Origin of the sequence: Streptomyces sp. NPDC048825, from assembly GCF_043198355.1 — a bacterium.
Taxonomy (GTDB): Bacteria; Actinomycetota; Actinomycetes; order Streptomycetales; family Streptomycetaceae; genus Streptomyces; species Streptomyces xiangluensis.
The window spans coordinates 49,265-69,028 of record NZ_JBICUR010000007.1; the positions used below are offsets into that span (position 1 = coordinate 49,265).

The following is a 19,764-nucleotide window of genomic DNA, read 5'->3' on the forward strand; positions in this document are numbered from 1 at the left end:
CGATGGGGTCAGCGGGAGACCGGAGGCATGCCGCCCCCTGGCGTGGGTTCCTGCGGTAGGCGCAAGGTGAACGTTGCTCCCTTGCCCAGCCCGGCGGATTCCGCGGTGATGTCTCCGCCGTGGGCTCGGGCGATGCCCCGGGCGATGGCCAGGCCGATGCCGCTGCCGCCGGCAGCAGCGGGGCGGCCGGGATGCTCGAGGCGTTCGAAGCGGTGGAAGATGCGCTCGAGGTCGTGTTCGGCGATGCCGATGCCGTCGTCCATGACCCGGACGATCATGTGGTGCCCGGGCGACGGTTCGGTGTGCACGGACAGCGCCACATGCCCGTGCGGATCGGATGCGGCCAGTGCGTTGCCGAGCAGGTTCACCAGGACCTGGGTGATCCGGTCCGGGTCGCAGAAGGCGACGCCGGGTGTGTCTGCGTCCACGACGAGGGTCACCGTCTGGTCGTCGTACTGGGGGCGCAGTCGCTCGGCTGTGGTCCGTGCCACCATGGCCATGTCGGTGGGCTTGCGGTGAAGATCGAAGGCGCCCTCCTCCGACCGGGACAGGCTGGAGAGGTCGCCCGCCAGGCGCTGCAGCCGGTGAAGGTCGTCGGCGAGGGAGGCGAACATTGCCTCATCGGGGATGAAGATGCCGTCGGCCATGCCCTCGATCTGGGCGCGTAGGAGGGTGATGGGGGTCCGCATCTCGTGGGCGACCTCGGAGATCAGCCGGGCGCGGCGGCGTTCGGTGTCGGCGAGGGCTGCCGCCAGCGTGTTGACGTCTTCGACCAGCGCTGCCAGGCCCGGCTCGCTGGGGAGTTCGAGGTTGTCGTCGTAGTGTCCCTCGGCGAGCCGGCGCGTGGCGGCGCGCACCCGGTCGAGCGGACGCAGCAGAAACCGGGACAGGGCGACGGACGCCGGGAAGGCCGCGGCCACCCCGAACCAAAGGCCGACCTGCAGGACCACGTCGCCTTCGACGTCGTCAAGCCCGAGCCACACCTCGATCAGCGCGCTGATTGCCGCCATGGCCAGCAGTGCCAGGAGGAGCACCATGACGTGCGAGAGCACCAGCCGGTTGCGCAGCGACAGCCGCTCCTGGATTCGGCGCAGCCGCGCACGAAACCTGTGGTGGTCCGGGGAGCGGGAGGGCGGCATGGGTGGTGTCCTTCCTGGCCGCTAGGCGGGGCGCCCGATGAACCGGTAGCCGATGGTGCGGACGGTGCCTACAAACCGGGGTGCGTTCGCGTCGTCGCCGAGCGCGCGCCGCAGGGTTCGGATGTGTACGTCCACGACGCGCTCGTCGCCGAAGAAGTCCTCGCCCCACACCTGGGTCAGCAGTCCGCGCCGGGTGAAGACCCGTCCCGGTGCCCGGGCCATTACGAACAGCAGATCGAAGTCGAGGGCGGACAGCTCCACCGTCCGGTCGGCGTCGACGAGGATGATGCGTGTCTCGGGATCGACAGTCAGTCCGTCGAAGCGCAGCACGCCGTCCTCGTGGGCCGCCTCGGGGCGGTTGTCGGTGCGCCGCAGGATGGCTCGTACCCGTAGCGCCAGTTCGCGGGGGCTGAACGGCTTGGTGACGTAGTCGTCGCTGCCGGTGGTGAAGCCGATCAGCCGGTCGACCTCCTCGTCCCGGGCGGTGAGCATGATCACCGGGATCTGGCTCGCCTCCCGGATGCGGCGCAGGACCTGGAATCCGTCCAGCCCGGGGAGCATCACATCGAGCACCACGAGGTCCGGCCGGTCGCGGGTGACCGCCTGCAGGGCGGACGGTCCGTCCGCGGCTTCGATGACGTGGAACCCATCCGCCTCCAGGTAGCCGCGCACGGTCATGCGGATCTTGGGTTCGTCATCGACGACCAGAACGCGCTGCGTACTCATCTGATTCCTCCGTGGATACCCCGCCTTCAGGCGGGGAGGAAACGGACTCCTGCGGAGCAGTACAAGGTGCTGGGATTCGCCGCCAGGGCGGATCACAGTGCTCTGACCCGCAGGTTTGATCTCCACATGCACCCACTAGTTTGTGGGAGAAGATCACCAACCCCCGGCATGAGCGCCGTGACCGCGCCCGTCTGGCCAGGGCCCAGCGGGAACTGTCCCGCAAGGCCAGGGGTGAGGGAACCAACCGGGCCAAGGCGCGGCGCAAGGTTTCCAGGGTCCACGCGCGGATCGCCGACCGGCGCCGTGACCACCTGCACAAGCTGACCAGTCGTCTCGTGTGTGAAAACCAAACGCTCGTGATCGAGGACCTGACCGTGCGCAACATGTTCAAAAACCACCCGCTCGCCCGGGCCATCTCGGACGCGAGCTGGAGCGAGTTCCGCTCCCTGCTGGAGTACAAGGCCATCTGGTACGGGCGGGAAGTGATCGCCGTAGACCGGTTCTTCCCCTCCTCCAAGCTGTGCTCCGCCTGCGGCACCTTGCAGGAGAACATGCCGCTGGGCGTCCGTACCTGGACGTGCGACAGCTGTGGTACGGCCCATGACCGGGACGTGAACGCAGCGAAGAACCTTCTGGCCGCCGGGCTGGCGGCGTCTGTCTGTGGAGCCGGTGTAAGACCTCAACGGAGTTCTCCGGGCGGGCAGTCGGCGGTGAAGCAGAAAACCCCACGACGCGAGCCGTAGGAATCCCCCTCGTTCACAAGGGGGAGGAAGTCAACGTGCTCGCTTTCCATCGTCGTTCGTCGCCGCCGAGGTGGGGAGGGGAAGGTGAAGGGCCGTCATGGCCGCGGGGTGACCGGCGGCATGGAGGTAGAGGGCCTCGAATGCGGCCAGCCTACGGTGGATGTCGTGGCCGGCGACGATCCCCCGGTCGGCCTCGCCCATCCGGCGCCGGGCCGCCGGGTCGTCGAGCAGCTCCATGAGGCGGTCGGCGAGGGCGCGCACGTCACCGGGCGGGAAGAGGTAGCCGTTGCGGCCGGGGTGGACCAGGTGCGGCAGTGCCATCGCGTCGGCCGCGACGACGGGGTTGCCCGCGGCCATGGCCTCCATGGTGACCAGGCCCTGCAGCTCCGCGCGACAGGAGCGACGACCCGCACGTGCGAAGCGGACCTGCGCAAACCGGCTCCATCCTGCGGGCCGCGTTCGCCCGACCGCCGACGTGGATTTCCCTGGCTCCTCCGTTGGCCGGCGCTGACCTTTGCACAGAGCGCCGCCCGCGCCCCGTCGGCGGGGCAGCGGGCGGCGGGCATGACGTGCGGTCGCGGCTCAGCGCGAGCTGGACCGGCGTATACGCGCCCGTAGCTTCGGGAACTGCTCGAGGGCATTGGTCCGCTCGAGAGCGATCCGCTGGCGCCGGTTGTAGACCTCATCGACGGTCGGTTCGGGGTCGCCGGCCTTGAGAATCGGCAGGCTGCCCTTGAGGAAGGGCATCGTCTCGACGTTGTCGGCCGCGTAGAGGTGGCGGGTCGCCGGCCAGTCGCTGCCGAACATGATGTGGTTGTCGGGCACCAGCGACGACAACGGCTGCAACTGCGCGGCGGTGAACGCCTGTGCGTCGTCGAAGTACATGCGCGAGAGGTACGTGAGGGGGCCTTCCGGCAGCACCTCGTTGAACGGCGGGAAGGCCGAGTGCCGTGTCGCGAGCCGGTAGGCCAGGAACGGCAGTGCCCCGCCGCAGTGCGTGAAGTGCCAGCGGATGTTCGGGTAGTCCCGCAGGACACCGTTGTAGATCAGGCTCGTCATCGCACGGGTCGCGTCGAAGGTGTACTCGAAGACGTTGTTCCCGGCCGGGATGTCGGGTCCGAAGCAGAGCTTCGGAGCCGGGTTCACCTCCGGACCCGTCGGGTGGACGTAGACGTAGGCACCGCGGTCATTGAGGATCTCGTACAGAGGCGCGAAGGAAGGATCCCCCAGGTAGGTGCCTTTGTAGTTGGTGAGCAGACAGATGCCGTCGAGATCCAGTTCGCCGAGCGCGCGGTCCACCTCGGCCACCGAGCCCTCGATGTCGGGCATCGGGGTGACCGCGAAGATCCCGAACCGGTCACCACGGGTCTGCACGAGGTCGCGGGCGTAGTCGTTGACCGCGCGGGCGGTGGCGCGCCGGTCGTCGACCGGGCCCACGGTGACCTGGAGGTCGCCGAACGACAGGACGCTGGCCTGGATCCGGTACTGGTCCATGAAGGCCAGGTGCCGATCGACCGACCACGGACCGTACGCGCCGGTAATGGCGCCGAGGAGGCCGTAGCGCTTCAGGTAGTCGTTGTACACGTCGGGGGCGTAGTGCGCATGGGTATCGATACGCCAGTTGCCCTTCGGCAGCCCCGGACCGGACGCTGCCGACTCCGGACTAGCCATGGCCGCAGGCATTGTGGCCGCCGCCGCCGTGACAAGCGCCGCGGCCGATGCCCCTTCGATCACCCTTCGACGCGAGATACTCCGTCGCAGGTTCATTTCCAGTTCCCCTCTTCATTCTGTGTACGAGTCAGGTCGTATGTGCGTACGTCACGGCGCCGTCGCCAGGCCGGGCAGAGCCTGCGCAGGACGGCGATGTTCCCTGCCGTAATGGACACCGCCGCCTCCACGCGCGGGTGTGCGCGCGGGGCAGGCCGATCGGGGAGCGCAAGCGGGTAAGTTGTTCCTCGGCCGGGCCAGTCGCCGCCAACAGGTCGATCCGGCGCTCATGCGTGGGAACCCCATGGCGCCGACGTAGCCGCGCCAGCCGGTAGTCGGCTGTGGGGCGGACCCGCGAGCAACGTCGCCGACTCCGTCGGCGCTGCCCCCACCCAGGTGAACAGGCCTGCGTTCCTTCATGCAGCGCGTCATCGCCGACCGCCGGCCCAGCGGGGTCCACGTGCCTGGCCGACCCCAGACGAAGGAACGCGCCGATCACAACGGAACCGGACAGCGCGGTGTCAACCGCCGTCGTCAGGTGCCGCACAGCAGGCTGATCATCGCTGTCCACCGGCGGGACGAGGAGTACGTGCATGACCGCCAGACAACAGCCGCCTCATAAAGCACGTACGGCTCAGCACATGAAGCTTCCATGAAGCCAATCGCCAGACTGACGCCCACATCCCGAAGCGGTCTCCTGCTTCTTCGAGACTCAGGTGCCGCCCCCGGCCGCCATCCTGAGGAAACTGATGCGGAAGGTCAGGCGCTGCCACCCGACCGGTACGACGAACGCGAGACACACTCAGACGGGTCCGTCAGGAGTACGTGGTCAGCTCTTGGGTGCGTCCGCCGTGACCTGGTGCAGGTGAAGCGGCGACACAAGTGCGGATGTTGTCCTGCCTGTTCTCGAGGTTCGACGCCCCCTGAACGCCCGTGCCTTCGGGAGGGGCGCCCATGCGCGTGTAGTTCAGCACTCCCTCCGCCATGCCGAACACCTGCTGGAGCGTGCCGCCGAGCACCGGTTCGGCGCGGCGGTGCGAGGCGGGCGCCACCGACCTGCAGCACTCGTAGCGCGGGCGGGGCGGCGTGGCGGCCGGAGTCCACGGCGTCGATCCAGCGCCTGCGGCTGCACCTGGTGTGCACCCTCCAGGGCCTGCCCGTCGCCTTCACCCTGACCGGCGCCAAGGCCGACGAGCGCGAGGCACTTCTCGACATCTTCGCCGCCGAGCCCCTGGTCCGCACCTGGCCCGGTGTGACCAAGCTTTCTAATTGGCATCGACGAACGTTTCTGACCCGCGGCGATGCCAACAAGAGTCAGCAGCATCCATCACGGTGTAAGCAATTTAGTTGGCCTTACCCGCGGGCTGCGAGCCGTCATAGCCCAAAGCTCGGGCGGCCTCATTCTCCGTGGGCGAAGAAGAGCTCCGGGGTGACGTCGGGGCACCCACCGGGGTCGGTTGGGCGCAACAGGTGCAGGGGGTGGGGCAGTTCGCGGGCGAAGGTGCGCGCGTCGGAGACCAGGTTGAAGTACACCAGCACGCGGCGCAGGCCGTGCTCGGTCATCGCGCGCAGGACAGACAGGTGCAGGGCGGTGGTCCGCAGCGCGCTGTCCGCTTCTTGGCGGGTGCCGTCGAACAGCACCAGCCGCGCGCCGAGTTCGTCTGCCACCCGGATGGACACCAGCGTCTTGCCGGTCCCCGTCGCCAACACAAGCAGGCCCCGCGTCCCCGCACCCCGCAGGTGCCGCACCAGCCGCTCAGCCGCCTGCATTTGGTCGGCGAACAGCGGTCGCTTCCCGGGCCGGGCGGATGACGGAACAACAACCACAGTCATACAAGGGCTTCCTCGATGCGAAGCAGGCGCCATGCGGGCAGCAGTCCTGCCGGAAAGGCAGCACAGGCCGCCGCGTTGAGGGCCGCCTGCTCACCAACCGGCGCCCCGCAGGCGCCTTCACGGACTCCGCGACGGTCTTGGCGTTGTTCCGGGCGGTCATCTCCCGCTGAAGGAGTCGGATTTGGGTGGCGCAGTCCTCCAGTCGGGCGGCCAGTTCGAAAGAGGCGCGGGTAATCGTGCCGTGGTCGGCGTCGGATCGGGTTTCCAGCCGCTGCACCGCACCGCGAAATCATCTGTCGCCAACCGTCACACCGGGCCGCAGCCGTCCATGACCGATGTGTTGCTGTGTCACGGCTCTATGACAACGGTGTCTTGATGCGAGGACGGGCGTGACCTGCGGGACTGGCCTGCCCTCTTATTGATCACTCCGCGGGAGAACGGCACAAGCACCGCCGCCCCCGCTACCCCTCACATCGGAAGGACTTCCCATGATGAACCGCCACCTGCGCAGGGCCGCCGTCGTCACCGCCGCGATCACCGCCGGGCTGCTGATGACCGCCTGCCAGAGCGACTCCGCGACCAGCGGCGGCTCGTCCTCCGGCAAGGGCACCGAGGACTCTGCCGCGGTCGCGGACAAGGCCGGGGCCGCGGACTCCAACGGCTCCAGCGACGCTAAGGACTCCACGTCCAAGGGTGTCAGCGGGACGTTCAGCAACGGCACGGTGACCTACCTCGCGCCGGGCAAGTACATCGTGTCCGCCCCGGGCAAGAACGACCAGCAGTTCTGGGTCGCCGACGGCACCGAGGTCTACGGCGTGGGAACCATATGCGGGGACGCGCAGTCGAAGGTCGACGCGCCGTGCACGCTGGACCAGTTGGAGACGGCCACCAAGAAGGGCGCCGTCAACGCCGATGTGAAGTTGAAGGACGGAGTCGCCACGCTGGTCTCCGAGCGGCGTGCCGCTCAGCCCGAGGACGGCACCGGATCCGAGTCAGACTCCGGCTCCGGCTCCCGGGACACGGCCATCGAGGGCATCAACAAGGGCAAGGGCGTCAACGGAACCTGGCACGGAGCCGTCTCCTACCTGGCGCCGGGCAAGTACACGGTCACCGAGGAGCACGGCGTCCCGCAGCAGTTCTTCGTCGCCGAGGACACTGACATCTGGGGCTACGGCCAGGTCTGCGGGGGCCCGGGCGTAGGGGAAGGACAAGAGGGCGGCACCGAGTGCACCGAAGCCGAACTGGAGAGCGCCGCCAAAAAGGGCTTCACCGCCGAGGTGAAGGTCACCAACGGCACAGCGACCACCATCCACGACACCCCTTGAGCCGTATCCACCACGGCGGGCCCACGACGACGAGCGCCGTGAGCCCGCGTCCGTGCCACTCGATGGGGCTCGGGGCGCGGCGTGCGGGTCTAGCCAATCCAGGTATCGGCCTCTGGCAAGGATGCTGCCGCCGGCGGCCGGGCAACCATGCCGCGCTCGGCCATCATCAGCCCGATCGCGGGTAAGCAGCGTTATCCCGGCATCGCAGTCCTGCACGCTCGCGGAGTTGGCCAGCACCACAAGCAGCATGCCCAGACAGTCCACAGTCACGTGCCCTTTGTGGCCCGCCAACTTCTTCCCGCCGTCCCCGCCTTGTCCGTCGCTTGTCCGTCGGCGCCGACGGTCTCGGCCGTCCGCAGGGACTGCGAGTCGACGATCACCGCCGTCGACGTGCGGCCGCAGGCGTACACTGCTGGGCAAATAGCCTTTTAACTGTTTAAATTTTACAATTCGGGCAGAGGTGTAGTCAGAACCGTCGGATCCGGCGTCCGATCTGCCCGGGAGGTCCGCAGCTGTTCCCGTCGGCAGCCCTGATAGGGCGCGGGCGGATCACATAGGCGCCAGGAGGAAGATTTCTCGATGACCCGGCCCGATGACCCGCGCACCGCGGCGGCCCGGGTGTTCGCCGAGGGCGGCGCGTTCGGCGAGCTTCTGGCAGGGATCGACTGGGCGGCGACGCCGCTCGGGCCCCCCGTCTCCTGGCCGGGGCCCCTGGTGGACACCCTGCGCCTCATGCTCACCTCTGAGCATGGGATGGCTCTGTACTGGGGGGCTGAATTCGCCACGCTGTACAACCTGGGCTCCACACCCATTGTCGGCGCCAAACACCCCTGGGCGCTCGGCAGGCCCTACAAGGAAGTGTTCCCCGAGGTCTGGGCCCACCCAGTGAGCTCCCACTTCCACTATGTGACCGACACCCGCAAGCCCCTGCTGGTCCCGGATGAGCTGCTCATCATGGAGCGCCACGGCTTTTTGGAGCAGTGCTACTTCGACTCCGCCTTCCAGCCCGTGCTGCTGGACGACGGCACCGCCGGCGGCGTGCTGCAGATCCTCACCGAGACCACCGGCCGGGTGCTGGGCGAGCGCCGGCTGCGCCTGCTGAGCGAGACGGGCACGCGCACGGCCGGGCTGCCCACCCCGGGCGAGGTCGCCCGCGTGGTCGCCGAGGTGGCGGGCTCCTACCCCGAGGAGATCCCGTTTCTGGGCCTGTACCTCGCCTCCGAGCCGGGGATGCAGCGCCCGGCGGCCTCCGCCGGGCTCCGGTCGGCGCCCGAGACCGTCTCGCTGAGTTCGGCCGACGGGTCGGAGGTGGCGGCCCGTCTGGCGCAGGTGGTCGCCGACGGTGCCCCGGCCACGCTGCCGGCTGCCGCGTTCACCGGCGGCAGCACGGCCGGGCGGCACGCCGCTGCCCCCCGGCTCCCGGTCGAGCAGGCGCTGGCCCTGCCGCTGCACTGCGCGGGCCAGGTGGAGGGCGTCCTGGTGGTGGGCGTCAACCCCTGCTTCCCACCGGCCGGGGCCTACCACGACTTCCTGGAGGTGTTCGCCTCCGCGGTGGCCGGGGCGCTGTCGGCCGCGCTCGCGCACGAGTCGGCCGCGCTCGCGCACGAAGAGCAGCGTCGGCGAGCGGAAGCGCTGGCCGAGCTGGACCGGGCCAAGACCGCCTTCTTCGCCAACGTCAGCCACGAGTTCCGCACCCCGCTCACCCTGCTCCTGGGCCCGCTCCAGCAGGCCCTGGCCGACGAGGACCGGCCCGAGCGGCGCGAGCAGCTGGAGCTGGCCGAGCGCGGCGCCCTGCGCCTGCTGAAGCAGGTCAACACTCTCCTGGACGTTGCCAGGGCCGAGGCCGGGCAGATGCGCCCGGCCCTCGAGCCGGTCGACCTCGCCGGTGCCACGGCCGAGCTGGCCGGGGTGTTCCGCTCCGCCTTCGAGGCGGCCGGGCTGACGCTGGAGGTGGAGTGCCCGCCACTGCCCAAGCCGGTGTCCCTGGACCGGGAGATGTGGGAAAAGATCATCCTCAACCTGCTCAGCAACGCCCTGAAGTTCACCTTCACCGGCGGCGCTCGGGTGCAGGTGGCCGCGGCCGGCGACCGGGCCCGGCTGACCGTGACCGACACCGGCACCGGCATCCCCGCGGACGAGCTGCCGCGCCTGTTCGAGCGCTTCCACAGGGTCCGCGGCGCCCGCTCCCGCTCCCACGAGGGCAGCGGTCTCGGCTTGGTTCTGGTGAAAGACCTGGTGGAAGCGCACGGCGGCACCATCGGCGTGGACAGCCGGCTCGGCCAGGGCACCACCGTCACCGTGGACCTCCCCTTCGCCGCCGCCCACCGGCCCCGCCCGGCCCCGCCCGCGGCCGACGCCGGATCCCCCGGGGAATCCGCCGGGGAAGGCGGAGGCGGCCGGCCCGGCCGCGCCGCGGCCCATGTGGACGAGGCGCTGGGCTGGCTGGCGGCCGACCCCGTCCCCGCCGCGGCCACCACCTCCGCGGCACGCACCCCGCACGCCCTCGCGAACCACGATGCCCCCCACGACCCCGGCCCGCACGAAGCCGACCGCCCCCACCGGGCCCGCCTGCTGGTCGTCGACGACAACGCCGACATGCGCGCCTACCTCACCCAGCTCCTGCAGCCCGACTACGACGTGCTGCTCGCCCCCGACGGCCGGACCGCCCTGGAGATGGCCCTGGCGCAGCCGGTGGAGCTGGTACTCAGCGACGTGATGATGCCCCGCATGGACGGCTTCGAGCTGGTGCGGGCGCTGCGCGCCGACCCGCGCACCGCCCGCCTGCCCATCGTCTTGCTCACCGCCCGCGCCGGCGAGGAGGAATCCGTGCAGGGCCGGCACGCGGGCGCCGACGACTACCTGGCCAAACCCTTCTCGGCGGGCCAGCTGCTGGCGCGCGTCCGCACCGGGTTGGAACTGTCCCGGCTGCGCGAACAGGTCCTGACCGAGACCCGCAACCAGCTCGCCGTGCTGGCCTCCCTGGCCGACGCGGGCCTGCGGCTGTCCGCCACCCTCGACCCGGACCAGATACTGCAGACTGCCGGCCAGATCCTGCTGCCCGACTTCGCCGACCAGATCAGCATCCACCTCACCGCCGCGACACCCGCCCCGGCGCAGTCGCCCCCGGCATACATCGTCGGCACCCCCCTTCTTGCCCGCGACGACCTGGCCACCGCCGCCACCCACGCGATCAACGGCACCGCCCCAGCCCCAGCCGGCCCGCCCCCGGCGCCCGCCGCCGTGCTGGCCCTGCCGCTGCACGCCCACGACCAGACGCTGGGGGCCCTGGTACTGGTCCGGCACACCGGCGGCTACTCCGCGGTCGAACACAAGTATCTGGAGAATCTCGCCCACCGCCTGTCCCTGGCCTACGACAACGCCACCCGGTACCACAACGAGCGCCACCTCGCCCTGACCCTGCAGCGCGCCCTGCTGCCCCACCGCCTGCCCCAGGTACCCGGCGTGCGCCTGGCCACCCACTACCGGGCCAGCAACCGCGGCGCCGAGGTCGGTGGCGACTGGTACGACGTACTCCCCCTGCCCGACGGCGCCGTGGGACTGGCCATCGGCGACGTCATGGGCCACGACGTGGAAGCTGCCACCGTGATGGGCCAACTCCGCTCCGCCCTGCACAGCCTCGCCCTGGCGGGCGCCGGCCCGGCCCAGGTGCTGACCAGGCTGGACGCCTACCTGCAGTCGCTCGCCACCGACCGCTTCGCCACCTGCCTGTACGCGGTCTACAAGCCCCACCATCACCGCCTGCGCTACGCCGCCAGCGGGCACCTGCCGCCGCTGCTGGTAGCCGCCGACACCGCCTACCTGGAGCTGCCCCCGGCGCTGCCGCTGGGACTGGGCAGCACCCCAGTCGACCGGGAGGTGGCGTTCCCGCCCGGCACCAGCCTGCTGCTGTACACCGACGGTTTGGTGGAGAACCGGGCGCTGTCCCTGGACGACGGCCTGGCGGCCCTGCGCCAGACCTGCGGCGCACTGCCCGCCGCCGCCCGCCCCGACCCCCAGCAGATCACCGAACGGGCCCTGGAACTGCTGAACACCCCCGACCGGGTCGACGACGACGCCGCCCTGCTCGCAGCCACCGCCGAACCATCGTGTCGAACCGGCGACCCGCAGACTGACGGAAGTGCCATACAACCGACCGCTGCTGCTCGTCGTCATTGCTGAGGAAGCTGCGGATTTGCTGATTCACTGCGTCGAACGTAGCCGCGAGCTCTGCTGAGGGCGCGCGGATCGGAGAAACTCCACCCGCGCAGACCCCGGATGACTTCTCACACCTCGCCCGCGCCGTCCGTCCAAGCCATAGCGCAGCCCTCATCCGGGGTGAACAGATTCAGACATCCGCGACGGCGGCGCCGACGCATCTGTGTCGCCGAGCGCATCCAGACCAGCTGGCTCTTGCGGGGCCCGGGAAGGCTGCCCTTCGCGGTGGCCGCACGTCTCGGTGATCTCGTCCTCGGCTTGCCCGCAGCGGGTGACGTTCCGCTGCGGGTGCCCCGGGCTCCCGGTGCCGGTGCTACTGCGCTGCCTCGCTTCCCTGCCCTTCGGGCGAGCAGCGCCGGCCGGTCCGTGGGTCTTGCTCGGCTTGTCCGGATCACATCCCTGACCCCAGTGATTGTCAGTGCCCCGCGCGAGGGTTCGGTTCCCGCAGCCGCAGTCCGTGCCCAGCCGGAGGAACCTGATGCAGTCGACGAACCGACCGTGCAATCCCCCGCAGGGACTACGGCCGCGCGCTGTCCCCTTGACGAGTGAATTCGAACGAGGCAGGCGCTGCGGCTTCGCCGGTGGCACTTGACGACCGCACTCCGCCTCGAACTTTTACTCGACCATTCGCCCGTGTCGACTCCTGACCAGGGGCGTTGTCCGGGGTGCTCTGCCCGCTTCCATCTCCGAGGAGAATCCGTGAATCCCGTGCTCGTACTCGCCACTCTTCGCCTCGTGTTCGAGAATCCTCCCGCCGACGCTGTCACCCCGAGCATGCTGCCGCGTCCGGTAGACGCCCGCCGTGCCCCGTTCGCAACCGCATCACGCCCGTCATCGAGGTGGGGTGCATGACCGACTCGACTGCTCTTTCGCCGTCCCTGCTCGGGTGGGCCCAGAAACAGCTCGGCGCCCCCCTCACCGTCTCGGACGCCTCGCACCCGCGGGACAACTCGCGCGTGTGGGAGCTCGGACGCCGCGACGGCGTCCGCTTCCACCTGAAGGTCTCGCCGCAGCCGCTCATGTACGAGCGGGAGACCTTCGCGCTCAGGAGCGCCGTTCCCTCGCTCGGGGCGGGAACCGCGCCCCAGCTGCGCGCGTCGAGTGCCGAGCATTTGGCGCTGCTGCTGACCGCGGTGCCCGGCCGGCCGCTCAAGGAACTCGCGCTGAGTACCGCGGAGGAGTGCGAGGCGTACCGGCAGGGCGGCACCCTCCTGGCCCGGCTGCATGCGGCCGGCGACCTCTCCGGGCCTCGTCGCCGTGAGGCCGAAGGGGCATTGCAGGCTGCGGCGGACGGCGCCGACAAGCATCTACAGAAAGCCGGAGACCGGCTGACGCCGGCGGAGCACAAGCTGGTGCGTGACCTGGCTGACCAGCTGCGGCTGGTGCCGCCACTGCCGCTCGCGTTCATCCACGGAGACGCCTGGGCCAGGAACCTCATGTGGTCCAGGGAGTTGGCGCAGGCCGGATGGGTTGACTTCGAGCGCGCCCGCTTCGCGCCGGCCGTGCAGGAGTTCGTCCTGATGAGCTGCGGAGCGTGGACCGGCCGGCCCGACCTGCGGACCGCGTGCCTGGGAGGGTACGGACGCGGCCTCTCCTCCGAGGAGTTGCACGCATTGAAGGGTCTGGCCGCCCTCGACGCGGTGACCTGCCTGGTCTGGGGCCCGGCGCACAACGATCCCGAGGTCACAGCGCGCGGACGGCGAACCCTGGACCGGCTCATGGCAGGGGTGTTCGCATGACACGCCACCTCAACCCCGGGAAGAAGGCAGCGACCGGGACGGCGGCGGACGGCGCGGCCGAGACGCCGTCCGTCCCCGCGGCGCGGGCTGCGGCTCCGCTGCCGGCCGCGCCTCCCGAGCTCGACTACAACGGCCGCAAGCACCGGCGCGCCATGGACGACGCGACGCTGTGGGACATGGCCCGCCGGATTCCCATGGCCCTCGTACAGACGGCCCGGCTGGCCTGGTCCGTCGACCGGCGCATGGCCATCACCATCGTCGTCTGCCAGCTGCTGTCCGGTATCGGCACGGCCGTGATGCTCAGCGCCGTCGCCAGAGCCCTGCCGCAGCTGATGGTCTCGGACCCGCGCGAGGGGCTGGCGCAGGCATGGCCGGCGCTGGCCGTCGCGGTCCTGGCCATGGCAACGGGGGCGGCGATGTGGATCCTCGCGGACTGGGCGACCCGGCGCCTGAACCCGAAGATCGCCTCGGCCGCCGACCTCACCCTGGTCGACCTGCACATGCGGGCCGAACTCGCGGCCTACGACGCGGAGGGCTTCAGCGACCGGAGCCAGGCGGCAGAGATCGGCGCGCTGCGCGCCGTCGACCTCGCGGATGACGCCAAGACCCTCACCAACGGGTTGATCCAGCTCGCGTCGGCGGCGACCGTGCTCACTTCACTCCACCCCGTGCTGCTCGGCGTGCTGCTGCTGTCTGTCGTTCCCCGCGGTCTGGGCGGAGTGATCGCCGCGCGGATCGACTACCGCGTCCACGACCGGACGATCTCCGCCCGCAATGTCCGCGGCATGATGCGCTGGTGGCTGACCACGGCGGACCTCGCCGACGAGCTGCGGGCCAACACCATGCGCGGCTACCTGCACTTCTGGTACCGGACGATGTGCGACCGGGTCGAGGGCCGCGAGCTCGAGGGAGCCCGCCCCTACCTGCTGATCACTCTGCTCGCCGCGTCCCTGGGCGGGCTGTTCACACTCGGCATGTGGGCGTCGCTGGCCGGGCTCGTCCTCGCCGGCGCCATGTCGACGGCGATCGCGGGCACGGCCGTCGTCGCTTCCCAGACCGCTGGACGCGCACTCAACTCGATCATCCGGTACGGCACGGTGATGTTCCACCACGGCCTCTACCTCTCCGACTACTACGAGTTCATCGACGAGGTCCAGTCCATGACCACGGCCCGCGGCACCAGGCAGGCCAAGCCCCCGCAGCAGATCCGCCTGGAGGGCGCCTCCTACACGTACCCGAACAAGGACACCGCGGCCGTGCAGCCGATCACACTCACCCTCAACCGCGGCGAGGTCGTCGCGTTCGTCGGGGAGAACGGCGCCGGCAAGTCGACCCTGATCCGCATGCTCACCGGCTTGACCGTGCCCACCGAGGGCAAAGTCGTGTGGGACGACACCGACTTGGCCACCGCCGATGCGGAGTCGGTCTGGCGGCACGTCGGACTCGTCCCGCAGAAAAATGGCCATTGGCCGCTGGCTGCCAGGGAGAACATCACCCTGGGTCAGCCCCGCGAGCACGGCGACGAACGGATCTGGGACGCGGCGGACCGCGTGGGCATGACCACTGCTCTGCGCGAGCTCCCCGACCAGCTCGACACGCTGCTCGCCCGCTCGGTCTGGGGCGGCCACGAGCTGTCCGGCGGCCAGTGGCAGCGCCTGGCGTGCGCCCGCGCGATGTACCGCGAGCCAGCCGTACTCGTCCTGGACGAGCCCACCAGCGAGATGGACGCCCGCGGCGAACACCAGATCTTCCGCGAACTGCGGTCCATGGCCCCCGACCGAATCACCGTAGTGGTCACACACCGGCTGGACAACGTCAGGATGGCCGACCGGGTCATCGTCCTTGACCAGGGCACTGTCCGGGAGCAGGGCTCCTTCGACGAACTCATCGCCACCGAGAGAAGCCTCCTGGGCGAGTTGTACGCCCTCGCCCAGGACCGCTGACCGACCACCACCTGTAGCGGGCGTCATCGCGGGGCCGCGTGTCGGCGCGGCCCCGCCTCTCCCCCAACCAGCGAGGAGCACCATGCACAGCACGGAGCCCGAAGCCGTCAACTCCCAAGCGTGGACGCACTACGGGGCACACCACCTCTACCGGCCCACCACGGTCCCGGAGGTGGACCGCATCTCCTGGGGGTTCTGGCCCGCCGGGCCCGGCACCGAAGTCCTCGGCGTCCTCTCAGGCCTGCGGGTCCTGGACCTGGCCTCCGGCCTGGGCAAGCACGCCGCACACCTGGTGCGCGAGCACGGCACCACGGTCGACGCCGTCGAAGCCTCAGCCACCCAGCACGAGCGCGCCACCACCCGATACGGAAACCTGCCGGGCCTGCGCCTCATCCACGCCGACGCCGTCGAGTACCTGATGCAGGCCACAGAGCCGTACGACGTCATCTACTCCATCCACGGCTTCGGCTACATCGACCCGCACCGGCTCCTCCCGGCCGTCGCCTCCGCACTGAAGCCGGACGGCCGCCTGTTCTTCTCCGTCCTGCACACCAACGCAGTCGGCCGCGGCCCCTCCCAGAGCGTCACCGCCCGCCCGGAGATCCTGCCGCTCGCCGGCGGGAAGCCGCTGACCGTGCAGATGTGGGTGCTCTCACCGACGTTGTGGGAAGACCTCCTCGTCGACAACGGCCTCCTCGTTGACCGAGTCGACATCCTCGACGCGCCCGATGACGGCAACCATGTCTCCGTCCGTCTCTTCCGAGCGCACCGCCGCGCCGGTGTCAGCAGCGGGCCTCAGTCGAGCAAGTCCCGTTGAACACGTGCCGGGCACACCAGGTGCCAGGTATCCCCGGCAGCGGTGCAGTGTCGTGTCTGCTGATTGAGCGAGGGCCGACCAAACAGGATGAGGCAGCTCGTCTGTAGGGAAGCTCCTGATCAAGCGGTGAGGTTGTATTCCTGCTGCTTGGGTGAGCGCGCAGACCTCATCGAGAGGCACCATCACGCGCCGACCAGCCGTCCAGCCCGAGCTGCAGTTACGTCTGGCCGCAGGGATCGGCGCCGCCCTTGCCGTTGTGCTGACGGTGCCCGCCGGGTGAGTCTGTCGGGCGGGCACAAGCGACAACGTTCCGGCGATTCCCGCTCTGCGGTGGCGGTGGCGGTGGCGACGGTCGTGCGCGACGGGCGCCTTCTCCGTCAGGCTGTGACCAGGTCCTTCTGCTCCGGCGAGGTATCGGCCGGGGCAGTCTCGGATGCCGTGTAGTAGACGGACGAGCCCTGCTTGGTGCGGCGGACATGGCCCTTGGCGACGAGTCCTTCGACCGTGGTGCGTACGACCTTGGGCTTGATGTCACGGTCGGGATGTGCCTGGGCCAGCGCGGTGCTGATTTCCGCGGAAGAGCGTGGCTCGGACTGCTGGCCGAGATGGTTGCGGATGAGCTCGACGAGAGTGGGCTGCTTCGCCCCAGTTGTGGGCGTCTTCGTATCGGGGCTCTTGGCCGGTGTTTTCTTCGGCTTCGGCGCAGCGGCTTTCTTCTTCCTGGCCGGTGTGGGCTCCGCCGAAGCCTGCCGCGGTACCGAAGGCACAGGCGTGACAGTCTCGTCTGAACCAGGACTGGCGTCCGCGGGGCTCTCGCCGCTCAGCGCCTCCTGCAGGTTCACCAACAGGGCACGGTCACGCTGCAGGGCGAGCAACTGCTCCTGGAGTACGGATACTTCGGCGCCGATACTTTCCTGATCCTTGGCGTTGCGCTCAAGGTCCGCAGCCACCTGAGCGGCGTACTGCGTTTTGAGTTCCGTGGTCGCTGATTCGACTTCGGACATGGCAGTTACCTTTCCTCGTGCATCGTGTGGTGCTGATGGCGGATCGTACTCGCATCATCCAGGCCATGATCCGCCATGCGCCCAGCTGCTCCGGGCGAGGCGCGGGTGGAAGCTGCCTTCTACGCGACCAATGCCGCCATGGAGTTGCTCTTCGATGCTGCCGGGGAAGCAGACGGGCACCGTCTTGACGCCCGTCGAGCGGGCACAGCTGGCAACTCGCGGCCCCTTGCCCTGCTCCGCAGGAGTCCCGTTTCCTCCCCCACCTGAAAGCGGGGGTATCCACGGAGGAATCAGGTGAACACCCGTCACGCGACCACACTCCTGAGGGCTTTGCTCGTCTGGCCGGTACAGAGGTCCAGAGGTGACAGACGATCTCCGACAGCCGATCATGCTCCCGGCCGAGGTTGTACCCCACTTCCGACCCACACCAGCCCCGTGACTGCGCAATCACGACGGCATTCGCTCACTGACCGGCTGAGCCGGCTTGAAGCTGCTTGATCAGCTTCAGTACGAGGGGTCGGGCAACCTCTTGGAGATCCCATTTCCCGTCCTGGACAGCCTGGTTACTTATCCAGAACACCATCAGGTCACCGCGCACGGCGTGCACGTTCACGCCGTAGGACCAGCCGTTGCCGCCGGAGTGGGTCGCGAGGCTCCCATCGGGCATGATGCCCCACCCGTAGCCGGTGGCGTAGCCGTCGTAGCCCGGCAGGCCGGTGGGGGCGTGGGCTTTGAACATCATGGCCTGCGCGTCGCGGTCCAGGAGGGTGTCGCCGGTCAAAGCGCGGTGGAAGCGGTACATATCGCGGGCAGTAGAGAGCAAGCCGCCGTTGCCACGCAGGTTCCAGTACGGCCCGTCGGTGGCCCATCGGTGGTCCAGCGGCCGCCCTTGGGAGACGCCCTGTTCGTCGTACTCCACCGCGATCCGCTCTGTGTCCCAGCGCGGCAGGACGTAGCCGGTGTGCTTCATGCCGGCGGGAGCAAAGATCTGCTTCGCCAGGAAGTGCTCGTAGTCCGTGCCGGAGGCGTTCTCGATGACGGCGGCCAGCAAGCTGTAGCCCAAGTTGGAGTAGGCGAATTTCGTGCCGGGTGGGGCGATCAGCTTGGACTTGGCGGCTCCGTCGATCATCTCCTGGCGGGAGATCGGATCGTAGTCGTCTCCCAGCGCCTCCGGCAGCCCGGAGGTGTGGGTGAGTAACTGGTGAATCGTGATGTTGCGCTTGTCCGCGGTTACTGGCCCGACGAACTTGCTGATCGTGTCGCTGACCCGCAGCTTGCCCGCCATCTGCAGCTTCATGATCGCCACGGCCGTGAACGACTTGGTCATCGACATGATGTCGTACACCGTGTCGCAGCTCGCGGAGATGCGGTGGGCCCGATCGGCCATCCCGTAACCGGCGCAGTGTGTGACCTTTCCGCCGCGGGCGGCGATCATCGTGCCGCTCCCGCCGCGGGGCAGGGCCTTGTTGAGGACCGCCTGGATCGAATCATCCGTGAGATCAGGCGTTGGCGAAGGAAAACCAGGGCCCGCCGAGCGGGCGGCTTCAGGAGTGCCGCTGCTGTTACTGCAGGCGGTCAGTGTCAGCGCGGAAACCAATGCGAGCACGACAGGAGCACGGAATGCGGGCAGCCTCATGAATAGTCCTTGCGTAGCTGCCGACAACGGGCCCGCGAGTTCGCCACGGGACGTCCATGAGGCCGACGTGTCAATCGTACAACGCGACGGGCGGGTTCCGGTCGGCTCGGCCCGCTCCTCGGAGGTCACTACCGCCCGGCACAATGAGACCACCGAGAAGCTGCGCGTGGCTGGCCTCGACCCCATCGGCGACCCGACCATCCCGTGATCACCATCGCCTACAAGGCCCGCCCGCCTGACAACTGACGCATCCTCACCTCTCCGGTACCACCGAGCCATAGAGGGCATCCAGAGCGTGCACAGAGGCGCCACCGCGACCAGCGCAGCGTCGAACTCCTCATTCAGCGCTTCAGCGCGGAAGACTCCGCCGCGGGATCGGTCGCCGCCCACAGCCTGCTCACGAGCCACGCGGGCCGCCAGCGCCGCCCCTGCGGACGTCGACCGCTGCTGGCAGTCCTTCCTCCGCCGCCTCAAAATCGAGCATACGTTTCACCTGTTCAAGCAGACGCTCAGCTGGACCAAGCCCCGCTTCGCAGCTCGGAAGCAGCCGACCGGTGGACATGGCTGGTGATCGCCGCCTATGCCCAGCTCCGGCTCGCCCGCCCGCTGGCCACCGACCTGCGGCAGCCCTGGGAGAAGCCGGCCGAGCCGAACAAGCTCACCCCCGCCCGAGTCCGGAGAGGATTCAGAAACCTACGCACGAAGACCGGCTCCCCGGCCGGTGCACGGACACCCACCCGACCCGGCCCCGGCCGGCCACCGGCTTCCAAGAACGGCGCCCGCCACCCGCCACGACGTGGGCCGGGTCCTCGCAACCGGATAGGCATACACTCGCCCCAGCCACCACAAGAAAGGCACCAGCCACGCCGCGCGCACTCCTACAACCAAGAGCGCGGGCAGACAGCCGGCGGCGGTTGACTCTCGGGCTACCCGAAAC

At 69.4% G+C, this 19,764-nt stretch carries 14 protein-coding genes and 3 pseudogenes; 9 read left to right on the top strand and 8 right to left on the bottom strand.

The features are described from left to right. Positions 1-8 precede the first annotated feature (8 nt). Positions 9-1,139 carry a sensor histidine kinase gene (locus ACGFNK_RS18625; RefSeq protein WP_393417100.1) on the bottom strand — a complete coding sequence of 377 codons (1,131 nt, stop codon included), beginning with the start codon at positions 1,137-1,139 and terminating at the stop codon, positions 9-11. A gap of 21 nt (positions 1,140-1,160) precedes the next feature. Continuing rightward, positions 1,161-1,865 (bottom strand): response regulator transcription factor, encoded by a 705-nt coding sequence (locus ACGFNK_RS18630; RefSeq protein WP_393417102.1) that lies wholly within the window; start codon positions 1,863-1,865, stop codon positions 1,161-1,163. Positions 1,866-2,002: 137 nt separating this feature from the next. On the opposite strand from ACGFNK_RS18630, the pseudogene ACGFNK_RS18635 reads away from it, so the two are divergent. Further along, positions 2,003-2,608: pseudogene (locus tag ACGFNK_RS18635) on the top strand (RNA-guided endonuclease TnpB family protein); the annotation flags it as partial. Between the two features lie 30 nt (positions 2,609-2,638). Here ACGFNK_RS18635 and ACGFNK_RS18640 read toward each other — a convergent pair. The 3 genes from ACGFNK_RS18640 to ACGFNK_RS18650 form a co-directional block, all read right to left on the bottom strand. Continuing rightward, positions 2,639-3,160: a glycosyltransferase gene (locus ACGFNK_RS18640; protein WP_393417674.1), complete on the bottom strand. Its 522-nt coding sequence runs from the start codon at positions 3,158-3,160 to the stop codon at positions 2,639-2,641. Positions 3,161-3,190: 30 nt separating this feature from the next. After that, positions 3,191-4,279 (bottom strand): amidohydrolase family protein, encoded by a 1,089-nt coding sequence (locus ACGFNK_RS18645; protein WP_393417104.1) that lies wholly within the window; start codon positions 4,277-4,279, stop codon positions 3,191-3,193. Between the two features lie 851 nt (positions 4,280-5,130). Then, positions 5,131-5,367 (bottom strand): hypothetical protein, encoded by a 237-nt coding sequence (locus ACGFNK_RS18650; protein ID WP_393417106.1) that lies wholly within the window; start codon positions 5,365-5,367, stop codon positions 5,131-5,133. Between the two features lie 68 nt (positions 5,368-5,435). Here ACGFNK_RS18650 and ACGFNK_RS18655 point away from each other — a divergent pair. Continuing rightward, a pseudogene (locus ACGFNK_RS18655) lies at positions 5,436-5,529 on the top strand (IS982 family transposase); the annotation flags it as partial. Positions 5,530-5,713: 184 nt separating this feature from the next. Here the strand turns inward: ACGFNK_RS18655 and ACGFNK_RS18660 are convergent. Further along, entirely contained in the window at positions 5,714-6,148 is a 435-nt protein-coding gene (locus tag ACGFNK_RS18660; RefSeq protein ID WP_393417108.1) for a DEAD/DEAH box helicase family protein, read from the bottom strand. 488 nt (positions 6,149-6,636) lie between these two features. On the opposite strand from ACGFNK_RS18660, the gene ACGFNK_RS18665 reads away from it, so the two are divergent. The 5 genes from ACGFNK_RS18665 to ACGFNK_RS18685 all read left to right on the top strand — a co-directional run bounded on the left by ACGFNK_RS18665 (position 6,637) and on the right by ACGFNK_RS18685 (position 16,187). Next, positions 6,637-7,473 carry a hypothetical protein gene (locus ACGFNK_RS18665; protein WP_393417110.1) on the top strand — a complete coding sequence of 279 codons (837 nt, stop codon included), beginning with the start codon at positions 6,637-6,639 and terminating at the stop codon, positions 7,471-7,473. Positions 7,474-8,052: 579 nt separating this feature from the next. Continuing rightward, positions 8,053-11,652, top strand: a complete 3,600-nt coding sequence (locus tag ACGFNK_RS18670; RefSeq protein WP_393417112.1) for a SpoIIE family protein phosphatase — start codon at positions 8,053-8,055, stop codon at positions 11,650-11,652. A gap of 884 nt (positions 11,653-12,536) precedes the next feature. Beyond that, positions 12,537-13,427 (top strand): phosphotransferase enzyme family protein, encoded by an 891-nt coding sequence (locus ACGFNK_RS18675; RefSeq protein WP_393417114.1) that lies wholly within the window; start codon positions 12,537-12,539, stop codon positions 13,425-13,427. Then, positions 13,424-15,370: an ATP-binding cassette domain-containing protein gene (locus ACGFNK_RS18680; protein WP_393417116.1), complete on the top strand. Its 1,947-nt coding sequence runs from the start codon at positions 13,424-13,426 to the stop codon at positions 15,368-15,370. Before ACGFNK_RS18675 ends, ACGFNK_RS18680 begins: the two co-directional genes overlap by 4 nt. An 82-nt stretch (positions 15,371-15,452) precedes the next feature. Continuing rightward, complete coding sequence (locus tag ACGFNK_RS18685; protein WP_393417118.1) at positions 15,453-16,187, top strand: class I SAM-dependent methyltransferase; 735 nt, start codon at positions 15,453-15,455, stop codon at positions 16,185-16,187. Positions 16,188-16,564: 377 nt separating this feature from the next. Here ACGFNK_RS18685 and ACGFNK_RS18690 read toward each other — a convergent pair whose 3' ends face one another. Beyond that, positions 16,565-17,191, bottom strand: coding sequence for a BlaI/MecI/CopY family transcriptional regulator (locus ACGFNK_RS18690; RefSeq protein WP_393417120.1), 627 nt, complete (start codon positions 17,189-17,191; stop codon positions 16,565-16,567). A gap of 463 nt (positions 17,192-17,654) precedes the next feature. Next, the gene (locus ACGFNK_RS18695) at positions 17,655-18,827 is read right to left on the bottom strand and encodes a serine hydrolase domain-containing protein (protein WP_393417122.1); all 1,173 of its coding nucleotides are present in this window, start codon (positions 18,825-18,827) and stop codon (positions 17,655-17,657) included. Between the two features lie 67 nt (positions 18,828-18,894). On the opposite strand from ACGFNK_RS18695, the gene ACGFNK_RS18700 reads away from it, so the two are divergent. Both ACGFNK_RS18700 and ACGFNK_RS18705 read left to right on the top strand, forming a co-directional pair. After that, the gene (locus tag ACGFNK_RS18700; protein ID WP_393417124.1) at positions 18,895-19,035 is read left to right on the top strand and encodes a hypothetical protein; all 141 of its coding nucleotides are present in this window, start codon (positions 18,895-18,897) and stop codon (positions 19,033-19,035) included. Positions 19,036-19,248: 213 nt separating this feature from the next. Next, a pseudogene (locus tag ACGFNK_RS18705) lies at positions 19,249-19,650 on the top strand (transposase); the annotation flags it as partial. Positions 19,651-19,764: the final 114 nt, after the last annotated feature.

What these genes read in the sequence shown, in the direction of transcription:
- ACGFNK_RS18625 (WP_393417100.1), bottom strand. Translation starts at nt 1,139, where the DNA reads ATGCCGCCCTCCCGCTCCCCGGACCACCACAGGTTTCGTGCGCGGCTG.
- ACGFNK_RS18630 (WP_393417102.1), bottom strand. Translation starts at nt 1,865, where the DNA reads ATGAGTACGCAGCGCGTTCTGGTCGTCGATGACGAACCCAAGATCCGC.
- ACGFNK_RS18645 (WP_393417104.1), bottom strand. Translation starts at nt 4,279, where the DNA reads ATGGCTAGTCCGGAGTCGGCAGCGTCCGGTCCGGGGCTGCCGAAGGGC.
- ACGFNK_RS18660 (WP_393417108.1), bottom strand. Translation starts at nt 6,148, where the DNA reads ATGACTGTGGTTGTTGTTCCGTCATCCGCCCGGCCCGGGAAGCGACCG.
- ACGFNK_RS18665 (WP_393417110.1), top strand. Translation starts at nt 6,637, where the DNA reads ATGATGAACCGCCACCTGCGCAGGGCCGCCGTCGTCACCGCCGCGATC.
- ACGFNK_RS18670 (WP_393417112.1), top strand. Translation starts at nt 8,053, where the DNA reads ATGACCCGGCCCGATGACCCGCGCACCGCGGCGGCCCGGGTGTTCGCC.
- ACGFNK_RS18675 (WP_393417114.1), top strand. Translation starts at nt 12,537, where the DNA reads ATGACCGACTCGACTGCTCTTTCGCCGTCCCTGCTCGGGTGGGCCCAG.
- ACGFNK_RS18680 (WP_393417116.1), top strand. Translation starts at nt 13,424, where the DNA reads ATGACACGCCACCTCAACCCCGGGAAGAAGGCAGCGACCGGGACGGCG.
- ACGFNK_RS18685 (WP_393417118.1), top strand. Translation starts at nt 15,453, where the DNA reads ATGCACAGCACGGAGCCCGAAGCCGTCAACTCCCAAGCGTGGACGCAC.
- ACGFNK_RS18690 (WP_393417120.1), bottom strand. Translation starts at nt 17,191, where the DNA reads ATGTCCGAAGTCGAATCAGCGACCACGGAACTCAAAACGCAGTACGCC.
- ACGFNK_RS18695 (WP_393417122.1), bottom strand. Translation starts at nt 18,827, where the DNA reads ATGAGGCTGCCCGCATTCCGTGCTCCTGTCGTGCTCGCATTGGTTTCC.